Origin of the sequence: Nibrella viscosa, assembly GCF_039541875.1 — a bacterium.
GTDB classification, from domain to species: domain Bacteria; phylum Bacteroidota; class Bacteroidia; order Cytophagales; family Spirosomataceae; genus Nibrella; species Nibrella viscosa.
The window spans coordinates 795,203-808,341 of record NZ_BAABHB010000002.1 but is presented as its reverse complement, the minus strand read 5'-3'; the positions used below and the strand labels follow the sequence as shown (position 1 = coordinate 808,341).

Below are 13,139 nucleotides of genomic sequence, written 5' to 3'. Positions count from 1 at the left end.
CGGCAGGAAACGTACACGGCAACGAACCTTTCTCTAAAACCTTCATGAATCCGTCGCTTCATCAACTCACTACGGCCAAAACCTTAACCCCAAATAAGGTACGCATCGAGTCTGTTGACGTGCTGCGCGGACTGGTCATGGTAATCATGGCCCTGGATCATACCCGTGATCTTTTTCACAGCGCGGCCTTCGCCAACGATCCCCTGAATCTGGCCTCCACCACGCCGGCTTTGTATTTTACCCGCTGGGTCACGCACTTTTGCGCCCCGATTTTCGTCTTTCTGTCCGGCACATCCATCTATCTGCAAAGCCTGCGGAAGACCAAAAAGGAGCTGAGCCGGTTCCTGATTCAACGTGGGCTGTGGCTGATTGTTGCCGAACTCACGATCATTACGCTTGGCATCACCTTCAACCCATTCTACAACGTACTCATCCTGCAGGTTATCTGGGTGATCGGTATCAGCATGGTTATACTGGGCCTGCTTATTTACCTGCCTTTCCGATTGATTCTGGCGTTAGGGCTGGCTATTGTGCTGGGGCATAATCTGCTGGATGCATCTGAAGCCGCACCGGGGTTTAAACCAAATGTGTGGTGGTCGCTGCTGCATCAGACCGGACTGTATCCCTACGCGCCTAATTACATGGTGCTGGTCAGTTATCCCTTGGCTCCGTGGCTGGGGCTGATGCTACTCGGGTATTGCATCGGTACGTTTTTCAAGCCCACTGTCTCGCCCACCCGTCGCCGAACGGTATTGACCCGTATGGGGCTGGGGCTGATCGCCTTCTTTATCGTACTGCGGTTCAGCGGTATCTACGGTGACCCGCTCCCGTGGAGTCAGCAAAAAGATAGCCTGTTTACCCTGCTTTCGTTCCTCAACGTTCAGAAATACCCGCCCTCTCTGCTGTATATGTGCATCACCATTGGCCCGGCGCTGCTGTTTCTGGCTACCATTGAACCTGTAAAGAACCGGTTCACCCGCCTTATAGGCACCTTTGGGCGGACGGCCTTTTTCTACTACATCGCTCATTGGTACCTGCTCCACACGGTTTGCCTGCTCGTCTTTCTGATGCGGGGCCATTCACTGGCCGAAGCTGCTAAAATCCCAATACCCATCAAGTTTGTGGTACCCGGCGAAGGGTTCAGTCTGCCCGTTGTTTATCTGATCTGGGCCACGTTGATTCTGATTCTCTATCCGCTCTGCCGCTGGTATGATGCCTACAAAACAGCCCACAAAGAACAGTGGTGGCTGAGTTACCTGTAAGCGTTCACTTCCTGCTCCAAATGCAGCGAATCAGGAACGGCAAAATCGCTACATTTACTGCATGAAAAAGTCTCTGCCCGCTTGCCTGGTTCTGCTGACGCTGGCTACGGCCTCTTATGCCCAGCTCAGTTCCCTGCGGGTAAATCAGCAACGAATTAGTCAGCGGTTACAGGAACTGGCCGCCATTGGCGCTCAGCCCGGTGGCGCCGGTCGGGTGGGGTACAGCAAAGCGGACCGGGAAGGCCGGGCCTACTTTATGGGACTCATGAAAAATGCCGGCCTTGCCGTAACCATCGACTATGCGGGTAACATTATCGGTCGACGTGCCGGCAAGAATTCCGCGCTGAAACCCATTGGCTTCGGCTCGCACATCGACACCGTACCCAACGGCGGCAACTACGACGGTACCGTTGGCTCGATCAGCGGGCTGGAGGTGATTGAGATGCTGAACGAAAACAAAATCGTTACCGAGCACCCGCTTGAGCTCATCATTTTCGCCAACGAAGAAGGGGGAACCGTAGGGAGCGGGGCCATGATTGGCAAGGTTAAGCCGGCCGTGCTGGCCTCGGTAACGCAGAGTGGCCTGACCACCGCCGACGGGATACGGGCCATTGGCGGCAACCCCGACAGTCTGCAGCGAATGGTCCGGGAAAAAGGCGACCTCGCAGCTTTTGTTGAGCTGCACATTGAACAGGGCGGCATTCTGGAAGCCGAAAACCGACAGATTGGCGTAGTAGAGGGCATTGTCGGCATTGAAGACTGGGAGGTCACCATTGAAGGAATGCCCAACCATGCCGGCACAACCCCTATGAACCGCAGACGTGATGCCATGCTGGCAGCCGCCAGACTAACCGTAGCTCTCAACGACGTGATCACGAGTCGCGAAGGACGGCAGGTGGGTACGGTGGGCAAAATAGCCGTTGAGCCCGGCGCGTATAATGTCATTCCGGGCAAAGTAGTACTGGGCATGGAGATCCGGGATCTGAACTACGATAAGATCTGGACCCTCTTTCGGGAGGTAGAAGCCCGCGCGGCCGCCATTGCCAAGGCGTCGGGTACCACCATCACGTTCCGGCAGCCCTTTGCGCCGGTAACGCCCGCCCTGACGGCCAAACCCATTCAGGATCTAATCATCCGGGCAGCCAGTGGCCTGGGGCTTTCGTACCGCATGATGCAGAGCGGGGCCGGCCACGACTCACAGGAGATTTCCCATATTGCTCCGGTCGGTATGATTTTTATTCCCAGTGTTGGAGGCATCAGCCACTCGCCCAACGAATTTTCGAAACCAGTCGATATTGCCAACGGTGCCAACGTGCTGCTGCATACCGTGCTGGCCCTGGATTCCCGTAAATAGTCGCAACTTACGCTGAGGCCATCGGCCACATAAACGATTTAGACGAACCTACTTTCTCTGAAATGAAGAACCGATTCCTTCACCTTCTTACACTCGCCCTGGTGAGCAGTTTCGCAGGAATGGCTCAACCGCTCACCATGTCGCAGTTGGACACCCTCACCGAAAAATACGTCCGGGCCTCGTATAACGACCTGTACACCTTCCTGTCTTTGCCCAATAACTCCCGCATCGACGGGCATATTCAGCCGAATATCGACTGGCTCCAGAAGGCGTTTACCCAGCGTGGGTTTTCGGTGGAGGTGCTGCCCACCAAAGGCAAAAATCCGCTGGTCTTTGCCGAACATAAAGCCGACAAAACGCCGGCCGGAAAGCTGAAAACGCTGCTGTTCTATATGCATTTTGACGGTCAGCCGGTGCAGCCCGCCGATTGGCAGCAGGCCTCCCCGTTTACCCCCGTCCTGAAAGCGAAGGGGGAAAACGGCACATGGCAGCCCATTCCCTGGGAAAAGCTCCAGACCACCTATAACCGTACCGACGGATCGCGCGAATGGCGGATTTTTGGCCGCTCCTCCTCGGATGATAAAGGTCCCATTGTGATGCTGCTGACGGCCCTCACCGCCCTGCAACAGGAGCATATACCCATTCCATACAACATCAAAGTGATTCTGGACAGCGAGGAAGAGGTGGGGTCACCCCACCTGGCCGATGCGGTGGGTCAGTACAAAAATAAATTGCAGGCCGACTTTATGATGATCATGGATGGTGGTCGCCACCTGTCCAACCAGCCGACACTGATCTATGGCGCACGGGGCATTGCCAGCGTAACGCTAACCACTTACGGCCCCAGGGGTGCCCAGCACAGTGGTCACTACGGCAACTACGCCCCGAATCCGGCCTTACGCCTGACCCAGCTTTTAGGGTCGATGAAAGACGAGGACGGACGGGTAACCATACCGGGCTACTACGACGGCATTACGATTGATGCATCTGTAGCCCGGATTCTGGCGGCTGTGCCCGATGATCCGGCCCTGATCCAGCAGACGATTGGGGTTACAGTGCCCGACAAAGTCGGCCGTACTTACCAGGAAGCCCTGCAGTATCCCACCCTAAATATCCGGGGACTGTCCAGCGCCCACGTGGGCGTGCAAGCCGGCACCATTATCCCCGACAAAGCCATTGCCGAACTGGATTTGCGGCTGGTTCCCGAGTCGGACCCGCAGCGTCTGATTCGCCTGATCAGGCAGCACATTGAGCAGAAAGGCTATCACATCATTGACCACGAGCCGACCGATGCCGACCGGCTCCAGTATCCAAAGCTCATTCAGATGCGGGCAGCCGTAGGATCACTGCCGTTCCGGACCGAATTTGGGGGCCTGGAAGATCAGTGGCTCACCCAGGCCATGAAACGCGCCTTTGGCCGGGAACCGATCAAAATTCGGACAATGGGCGGTACGGTACCGATTGCGCCGTTCATCCGGACGCTGAACATCCCCGCCATCCACGTGCCGATGGTCAATCTCGACAACAACCAGCACGCGGCCAACGAAAACCTCCGGCTGGGCAACTACCTGGAGGGTATCAAAACCTGGCTGGCTATTTTCACGGAATAGCGAAAACCCCTCACGCAAAAAATAGTATCTTGACGGCTGAAAAACGCGACAGACCAACTATACCGAAAAATCAGCACAATGAAACTGACAACTACCTGTCTCCTCAGCCTCCTGACCGGCTTCGTTGTACACACCGCCCATATACAGGCCCAGGAGTTGGAACCGGGCAAAGCCGGCAACGTAGACGCCAGATACACCAAAGAAATTGACCAACTCGCCAAAAATCCGCAAATCCAAAAGGCGTTTCAGTTTATTGCCGCCCAGCAAAAGCAAAACCGCGACGAGCTGATTAGGCTCACCGAGATTTCGGCCCCGCCGTTTATGGAAGACAAACGCGGAGCCCGGTTCGCCACCCTGCTTAAAGAAGCCGGTGCCGACTCGGTCTGGACCGACAAGGTGGGCAATGTGCTTGCCTTACGTAAAGGCAAACAAGGCAAACGTACCGTGGCGCTGGATGCCCACCTGGATACGGTATTTCCGAAAGAGACCGACGTAACCGTAAAGCAGAAAGGCGACACGCTATATGCGCCGGGCATCGGCGATGATACGCGGGGGCTGGTGGCGGTAGTGGCTGTGTTACGGGCGCTGGAAAACGCAGGCATCGAAACGCAGGCCGATGTGCTGTTTGTTGGTTCGGTTGGCGAAGAAGGCCTTGGCGACCTGCGGGGGGTCAAGTACCTCTTCAGTGAGCAGAGCCGCAGGATCGACGCGTGGATTTCCATTGAAGCGGGCGATATGGGACGCGTCAGCAATATGGGCTTAGGGTCTAACCGCTACCGCGTTACGGTTAAAGGCCCCGGCGGGCATTCGTGGGGTGCGTTTGGTTTAGCCAACCCGCAACATGCCCTGGGCTCGGCTATCCATTACTTCTCCAAAGCCGCCGACAAATTCACCCGGACCGGTGCCCGCACCAGTTTCAACGTGGGCCGCATTGGTGGGGGGACGTCGGTGAACTCCATTCCATTTGAGTCGTGGATGGAAGTGGATATGCGCTCCGAAATTCCGGAAAACCTGGTGCTGATTGATTCGCTGCTGAAGCAATCGGTCCAGCAGTCGCTGGCCGAGCATAACCAGATGCGCCGGTCGGGTCCGGCTCTGACGGTCGAGTATACCCGTATCGGCGAGCGACCATCCGGCGAACTACCGGAGACCCTCCCGTTGATTCAGCGGTCGATGGCTGCGGTAGCTTATTTCGGCGTAACACCCAAAATAGGCCGCGGCTCCACCAACAGCAATATACCCATCTCTAAAGGGATTCCGGCAGTTACCATTGGGCAGGGTGGAACAACCGGCGGCAATCATGCCCTTAACGAGTGGTGGTACGACAACCAGGCCTACAAAGCCATTCAGGCCGCGCTGCTGACGCTGGTGGCCGAAGCGGGTCTGGCCAGGAAATAATGGAGGTGTCTTTCCTGACCAGACCCAACACAGCAGCAGGCAAATTTTAAAACGTTATCCGGACTTCGGCACCAACAAAGCGCGGAGGGCCGGCAATGAAGGTTGGGATGCCAAAGGCGTTACCCGTATTGCCGGCATCAATGATGTATTGCTCATTCAGCAGATTTTTGCTGTAGAAGCCGACCATCATGCGGGGCTTTGTTCCCAACTCCACCCCTGCATTAAGATTAACCAGGCCATAGCCATCCTGGATCAGATCCGGCTGATTCGAGTTTTCAAAGTAAACTTTCGATTTATAGGTGTAGTTGGGCCGGACGTAAATGGAATAGCGGGACTGAACCGGAAAGTTGAGGTCGGCACCCAGAGCCATCTGGTGCATCGGGGTTAGCCGGAAGCGATTGCCGCCGAACTCCTGCCGCCGACCTTCCTTATCGTAATCATCAAACTTGCCGTCGATGTACGAGTAGCTGCCGTAGAGCAGTGACGTACGAAATACATTGTACCGTAAGCCCACCTCAGTCCCCAGACTGCGGGCCGATCCGGCATCGGTGGACAATGCACGTAGCTGCCCCTGCTGCAGCACAATCGAAGTAGACTGGAAGTTATTCCAGTCGTAATAGTACACAGCCAGGTCATACTGCAGCCGGTTGGCCAGGGTGGCTCCTTTGTAGCCAAGCTCGTAGCTGATGACCGTTTCGGGCCGCAGCAGGATCGTATCAATGGCCGAAACCTGAATAACACCCGGCCGGCGTCCCCGCGACAGACTCGCGTAGGCCTTCTGACTCCCAATTTTGTAATCAACCACCAGACGGCCCACCGCCGAAAAATAATCTTTGGTTACCGAATGTATCCCCCTTGTGGGCCGGTTCAGCACGTTCGGGAAGTTGCCGACCAGCAAACCAATCACGCTCGGTACCGCCACCTGGTCGGCCTGAAAACCGCCAGTCTGGACGTCGTACGTTCCCCGGATACCGGCGCTCACACTCAGCCGGGGCGTAAGCTGATAGGTACCGTCGGCAAATACTTCGTAGGCTGTATTTTTTCCGAAGTTGGCAAAGTCTTCTTCGTGGCGGGTTTTCAGGGGCGGCAACGGACGCGGCACCTGGGACGGCAGCAGGCTGTTCAGCAGGGCACTGGTCAAGCTCAGGTTGGCCGAGCCGTCCGGCAGCACAATCGGCACCAGCGGTACGGAGGGCACCAACCGGGAAATTGCCGTTGTATACAGGGCCAGCAAACTCCGTTCGTCGGCAATCAGCGGCAACCGCTGTGACCCGTCTTCCGTGAAAAAGCTCAATCCGGCAAAGCCCGAAAAACGATTTTCGTTCTGGTAATTGAGCCGGAACTCCTGGCTCCACTGGCGACCAATAGCCAGTTCACGCAAAAACAGCGCCGGGGCCACGGTGCCGTCGGCGTCAAAGTTTTCGTGTGAGTCGAACCAGCGGAACGCCGAAATCGAATTCAGCGTGAGCCGGTTGCTAAGCTGCTGATTCCAAAGCAAGGTAGTGCCGAGTACTTTTCGCCGGGTAAAGAGGTTGGTACCCTGCTCCAGGTCGGCAAAGGTATTAGGGTTGGTGTCACCACCACGTGGCGCATAGCGGCCGCTTTTGAACGACGTTCCGGGATAATCATCGTATTGGTAATTGACCAGCAGATCGAGGGTAGAGCGGGTACCGGGCAGGTATCGCAGGGCCAGACGCCCGGCATACGTCCCTTTTCCGTTGAGGGTTCCGCCAGACAGGTTTTCGATAAAACCGTCGCGCTTACTGGCTACCCCGGCGAGTCGCACAAAAAACTTGTCTTTGACCAACGGCTGATTGATAACGCCCTGTGCATACAGGGCGTTATAGTTGCCGTACGAGAGCAGCACCTCGCCAGCCTGGTTGTTGCGGGCTTTGTTCTGGATCAGGTGAATAGCGCCGATCTGCGCGCCCCGGCCAAACAGCGTGCCCTGCGGCCCTTTGGCCACCTCCACACGCTCCATGTCGAACAGTTCGACCACGGCCCCGCGGGAACGCGAAATCTGAACGCCATCCTGAAACACCGACACGCGGGCCTGGGACCGGGCGTCGCCTTCGTCGCTGGTAACCCCCCGAATCACAAAGCCGGGGTTATTCGGACTCTGCAACTGCACCTGCAGACCTGGAATGTAATTGGCCAGCACATCGAGTTCCTGAATCCGCTGACGCTTCAGAAAATTACCGTCCACAGCCGCTATGGCAATCGGCACGTCGAGAATAGATTCGGCCCGCTTCTGAGTGCTGACAATCACCTCACCGAGCTGCGTCGGGTTGTCGGTCAGTGTTATATCGAGACGTTCATTACCGTTGATGACGATGGACTGGCGAAAGGTCTGGAACCCGACAAAACTGGCTTGCAGGGTATGCGGGCCGGTCGGAACGCTGCGAAGCAAATACCGGCCGCTTTCGTCGGTAACCGTGCCCAGCCGCGAATTGTCCAGTACAATTGATACGCCCGGCATGGTTTCACCCGATGCGGAACGAACAGTGCCGGTTATGGTGCCGGTATTCTGCCCCCAGGCGGGGCTTAGTAATAGTACGAAAAGAGAAAATAGTAATACGTTTCTCATGATGTGGTTGATTTACAAAACTATATCAGGTAAGCGAGGACAGATTTCACCTCATTCACTGACCGCAAAAAGATAGCAAAAACTATCGTAATTCCGGGTATCCTGCTTTCATTGTAAAAATCAATGCGATTTCAGTAAGGAAGGCCTGCATAAGCATTCAGCGCTTTATGAGACTTCCGGCAATTTTCTTAATATCGGAGTAAATCGGAAGGACCATCCATATGGGTCTGCACACTTAAAAAACTATTTATGATGCGCTATAGCCCTGCTGCTTTACGGCTTTTCCTGTTTATTAGCCTATACACGACAACCGGGATTAAAACTCTCGCTCAAGCTTCAGGGCTGATTAACCCTAAAGAGGACCCCAAGCTGACCCGTCAGATCCAGGACTTGCTCAGGGGCTTTAACGGGGATGTAGGGGTCTATGTCCGCCATTTGAAAAGCAACCGGGTCGTTGCCGTTAACGCTGATACCGTATTCCCCACCGCCAGCACGATTAAGATCCCCATCATGTGCGGGGTGTTCGACAAGATCCACAAAGGCGAACTCACCTACCAGCAGGAACTTATCTACCGAGACTCGCTGCACTACGACGACGGTATTGTCGGCTCGCTGAAAGACGGTGCCAAAATCCCGCTCAGCTATGTGGTCATGCTAATGGAGACGATCAGCGACAATACGGGTAGTCTGTGGCTCCAGGCACTGGCCGGCGGAGGGGCGACCATTAATCACTGGCTATCGGTCAATGGTTTTCAGCAGACGCGGGTCAACTCGCGCACACCCGGCCGGGAAGCCAATCGCTCCCGTTACGGCTGGGGTCAGACCACTCCCCGCGAACTGGCCGAACTGCTGGTGATGATCCGGCAGGGTCGGGCCATCAGCCCCGATGCCAGCGAACGGATGTACCGCAACCTGGGCCGGCAGTTCTGGGATGGTGAAGGGCTGTCGGAACTGCCGCCGGACATTAAAGTTGCGACTAAAAATGGAGCCGTCAACCAGTCAAAATCGGAGGTGGTACTGGTGCATGCCCCACACGGCGAGTACGTGTATTGTCTAATGACGAAAAACCAGAAAGATGAGCGCTGGGAACGCGACAACGAAGGCTATGTGTTGCTGCGGAAACTGGCCGCCCTGCTCTGGCATAATTACGAACCCTCCAGCCAGTGGAAACCGGCCGAAGGGTTCGAAAAATGGTGGTAAACGGAGTGCGCTGGTGTTAGTGCTGCATACCGCCCGGCTTTCTTTTGCCTAACTGGTCCAGGGCAGCGCGGAACCCTTTGGCCAGATTGGCCGCCGGTCCCCGGCCGTAATAGTGCAGGAAGATAGTCCGGGGTTGCTCACCGAGCATATGGTGATGCAGGGCCACGACTTCCAGATTATTTTGTCGCAGCACCTTCACGACATCGTTAACCTCACCTTCCAGCATGGCTATATCGCCCGCAATATGCGCGTCGCTCTGCTTACCGGCAAACGAGGCCCAGGAATTCAGCCCGATGGCGGCCGTCATCTCGGCACCCATGGCTATGATCTGTACGTCGTCACGTCCAACCGTGTACTTATAGGTAGGCCCATTGACAACGCCCTTGTATTTAACTAAACCATCCAGCGCGGGTAAATCAAAGAGGTCTGAACCCGTCGGTGCCGGGGCACTGGCGGTAGCCCCCCCGCTGGGTTGATTGGCCGGAAACAGCCTGGTGCTGCGGATGGCTTTCGCGTATTTCTGCGCTAATGCGGCCGTGTCGCCTATGCCGTGCAGGTGCATGTAGAAGATACGGGGCTGTTCGTAGAAAAAGTGGTTGTGAATTGCTCCAACCTCCAGACCGGCAGCATGGGTAGCGTCGATGAGCGGATTCACTTCAGCTTCCAGCAGCACTGTATCACTCATCATCACGGTCTGTTTGCCATCAAGCGATTTCTTGAAGGCCACCCAGCCCCCAAAGCCGAACGGAATGGGTACCGGGTCATTTTTCACGGTAACCTTCAGGTCATTACGGGGCAGCGGTACCGAGTAGGTAGCCTGGGCTTCGTTATAGGTTCCTTTCTTACCCAGCGCCATGGCGATGGCCTCCTGTTCCTGTGTCGATAAAGCGGGTGTTTTCAGGGGTACTCCCGTCTGTTCAACCGGTGCGCCACAGAACGGAATGGCACCGGCTACCCCTGCAGTTTTCAAAAAACTTCTTCGTCTCATCGGTTGTCAAGTATGTAAGGAATAACCAGCCGCCAAGCTACTCAAAACAACTGGCAGTTTCAAAAGTACCAACCCCTTGAATTATTTCCCTTTACCGGTAACAGCGAACAGAATGTACTGAAATCAGAACGAATACCGCAGCGTTACCCCGTAGGTTCGGGGATCACCGAGCACGGCCGCGTAGTGACCGGCATTACCGGCCGCCGGCAGAAGCTGCTCAAAATAATTTTTGTTAAGCAGGTTACGCGACCAGACCAGAACAGATACGCCGTTGGAGGCCCGGAAGCCCGCCCGGGCGTTGACCAGCGTGTAGCCGTTGATGTTCAGGTAGGCGGAAGGCGACGGGCTCGACGAAAAGGAAGAGCGGTAGTAGTTATCAATAGCGAGGAAGAACCGGCCTTTCTCATTGAGAAACGTACCCGCACCACTGATTTCTCCGCCCAGTGAACCAGCCCATTTGGAGATACCCGGCAAATCACCGCCCGAAATGTCTTTGAACGCCGACTCGCCACCGGTTTCTTCCAGCGGCACCGGTGCATTTTTGAACGAAATATACGTCCCGTCGGTGTACGCCACGGCACCATACAGGCTCAGATTGTTGCTGACCCGGAGGTTTCCGTCTACTTCCATTCCGATCACCCGTACGCGTTCGGCATTGGCCAGGTAGCCCCGGTTCACGCCCACCTCAGCCGTTTGCACCTGCGTCTGGTAATCGCGGATGTCGGTGTTATGCAACACCACGTTCAGCGTCGATCGCGGTGTCGGGCTGGTCTTCACTCCTACTTCATAGTGCGTCACGTACTCCGGCCTGATCCGCGCCAGATCGGTCAGCACCTGCCCATTGGCGGTCGGCAAACCACCCAGATTGACCCCAACGGGCTTGTAGCTGTTTGAATACGTGGCAAAAGCATTGAGCCGTTTGCTGGCTTTGTAAGCTAGCGTGAGCTGGCCCGACAGGTTGCTTTCGTCCACATCGGCCGCAAAGGTCTGGTTGGTATAGACGGCATTCTTCAGCGCAATTAAGGCTGGGTCGGTCGTTTGCAGACCACCGTAGGTCTGCCGGTTAAAGGCTACCTTCTTCTGATCATAGTTGTACCGAAATCCCGGCAGCAGGTGCAGCCGGCTGGTAATGGCCCAGTCTACCTGACTGAACACAGCCGCCCCGAAGGATTGTAGCCGGGAGGTGGTCCGGATACCGTAGCCGTCGAAAAGACCCGGCGTTTTCCACAGCGGACTGGTCGAACTCTGCGAGAAACGCCACTGAGCCGCCCCCGACTCCTCGGTATGTACAGGGTCCGTTTTGAGATCCTGCCCAATCAGAAAAACACCTATAACTCCGCTCAGGCGGGAAGACAGCTTACCGGCATACCGTACTTCCTGCGTCCACTGCTGGTGCCGCGAGGTGGCTGCTGATTTGGAGAGTACGGGCAGACCGGTAAAGTCACGGTCGTTGGAGGGGTCCCAGTTCCAGTACCGCCACGCGCTGGTGGAGGTGAGGGTCCCCGGCCCTAGTTTGGCGTCGAGGTTGAGCGACACGCCACCAAGCTGGTTATTCGACCGCCAGGGTGTATCATGGTCGATAATGCGGTCGAAAGGGTTCTGGCTGGGCAACTGATAGCCTAAATCGGCAATGATCTGGTTGAACTGCCGGTAAGCCGGCCGTTTGGTAGCAACTACACCCGCCACCACCTGCGCATAGCCGTCCGGCTTCTGATCCGATACATCACCGGCCAGGGTAATTCGGATCTGCTCGGTGGGCGTAAACAGCAACTGCCCCCGGAAACCCAGGTTGTTCAGGGTGTTTACATACTTATCCGTTCTGACGTTGTAGAGCAGGCCGTTCCGCTGCGTACCGGAAAAGGAAATGCGGGCCGCCAGGTTTTTGCTCAGCGGACCGGTAAGGGCGCTGCGGGCCTGGATATAACCAAAATTCCCGTAGCTGACCTCGAAAGTGCCGCCTGACTGGAAACTTGGGGCGCGGGTAGTAATGTTAAAGGCCCCGGCCGTGGTGTTCTTGCCGAAGAGGGTGCCCTGCGGCCCGCGCAGCACCTCGATCTGCTCGATGTCGATAAAATCGAGCGTGGTGGCCGCCGGACGGGCGAAGTACACGCCGTCGACATAAAAACCGACGCCCGGATCAATGCCGTCGTTGGTCAGCCCAAACGTAGAGCCAAGTCCCCGGATATTGAGGGTGGTGTTCCGGGGGTTGGAGGAATAAAGCTGCACGGTCGGCACCAGCTCCTTCAGGCGGTTTACGTTGAATGCTCCGGCATCTTCCACCAATGGCCCTCGTATCACCGAGATTGGAATAGGCACCTCCTGCACCGACTCCTGCCGGCGACGGGAGGTGATGACTACTTCCGACAGTACTTCAGAGCTTTCTTCCAGCTTTATGTCCACAAATTCTTCGCTGACAAGTACTTCTTTGGTTTTGTAGCCCAGGTGAGAGACCAGCACGGTAAAAGGTAGTTTCTGCCCGGTAATCAGCCCAAACTGCCCGTTCTGGTCGGTCGGAGCGCCGTTGGTGGTTCCTTTAATGGCTACGGTGGCTCCGGTTAGTTTCTTACCGGTGCGAGAGTCTGTTACCCGTCCGGATACGGTGGCGTTGATAACGGGGGTGTTCTGAGCGGATGTCAGGGCCGGAACGAGAAACAACCCGAGCAGCAGAACGGCATACAGCCATGACTTCGGGCCGTGAAAAAAAAAGAACAAATGGGTGGTAATGGCAATTTTCATGCGA

The 13,139-nt window shown here is 56.0% G+C and carries 8 protein-coding genes; 5 read left to right on the top strand and 3 right to left on the bottom strand.

Annotated elements, in window-relative coordinates:
• The first annotated feature begins 44 nt into the window (after positions 1-44).
• The 4 genes from ABD931_RS07875 to ABD931_RS07860 all read left to right on the top strand — a co-directional run bounded on the left by ABD931_RS07875 (position 45) and on the right by ABD931_RS07860 (position 5,624).
• Positions 45-1,262: an acetyltransferase domain-containing protein gene (locus tag ABD931_RS07875; protein ID WP_345265690.1), complete on the top strand. Its 1,218-nt coding sequence runs from the start codon at positions 45-47 to the stop codon at positions 1,260-1,262.
• 61 nt (positions 1,263-1,323) lie between these two features.
• Positions 1,324-2,616, top strand: a complete 1,293-nt coding sequence (locus ABD931_RS07870) for a Zn-dependent hydrolase (protein ID WP_345265688.1) — start codon at positions 1,324-1,326, stop codon at positions 2,614-2,616.
• A gap of 62 nt (positions 2,617-2,678) precedes the next feature.
• Positions 2,679-4,226 (top strand): M20/M25/M40 family metallo-hydrolase, encoded by a 1,548-nt coding sequence (locus ABD931_RS07865; protein WP_345265686.1) that lies wholly within the window; start codon positions 2,679-2,681, stop codon positions 4,224-4,226.
• A gap of 78 nt (positions 4,227-4,304) precedes the next feature.
• Positions 4,305-5,624: a M20/M25/M40 family metallo-hydrolase gene (locus ABD931_RS07860; RefSeq protein ID WP_345265684.1), complete on the top strand. Its 1,320-nt coding sequence runs from the start codon at positions 4,305-4,307 to the stop codon at positions 5,622-5,624.
• A 46-nt stretch (positions 5,625-5,670) separates the two neighbouring features.
• Here ABD931_RS07860 and ABD931_RS07855 read toward each other — a convergent pair whose 3' ends face one another.
• On the bottom strand, positions 5,671-8,211 hold the full coding sequence (locus tag ABD931_RS07855; RefSeq protein ID WP_345265682.1) for a TonB-dependent receptor: 2,541 nt from the start codon (positions 8,209-8,211) through the stop codon (positions 5,671-5,673).
• A 249-nt stretch (positions 8,212-8,460) separates the two neighbouring features.
• On the opposite strand from ABD931_RS07855, the gene ABD931_RS07850 reads away from it, so the two are divergent.
• Positions 8,461-9,411: a serine hydrolase gene (locus ABD931_RS07850; RefSeq protein WP_345265680.1), complete on the top strand. Its 951-nt coding sequence runs from the start codon at positions 8,461-8,463 to the stop codon at positions 9,409-9,411.
• A 16-nt stretch (positions 9,412-9,427) separates the two neighbouring features.
• Here ABD931_RS07850 and ABD931_RS07845 read toward each other — a convergent pair whose 3' ends face one another.
• Positions 9,428-10,399: a DUF1259 domain-containing protein gene (locus ABD931_RS07845; protein WP_345265678.1), complete on the bottom strand. Its 972-nt coding sequence runs from the start codon at positions 10,397-10,399 to the stop codon at positions 9,428-9,430.
• A gap of 123 nt (positions 10,400-10,522) precedes the next feature.
• A complete protein-coding gene (locus ABD931_RS07840; RefSeq protein ID WP_345265676.1) occupies positions 10,523-13,135 on the bottom strand; it encodes a TonB-dependent receptor in 2,613 nt (870 codons plus the stop codon).
• Positions 13,136-13,139 lie beyond the last annotated feature (4 nt).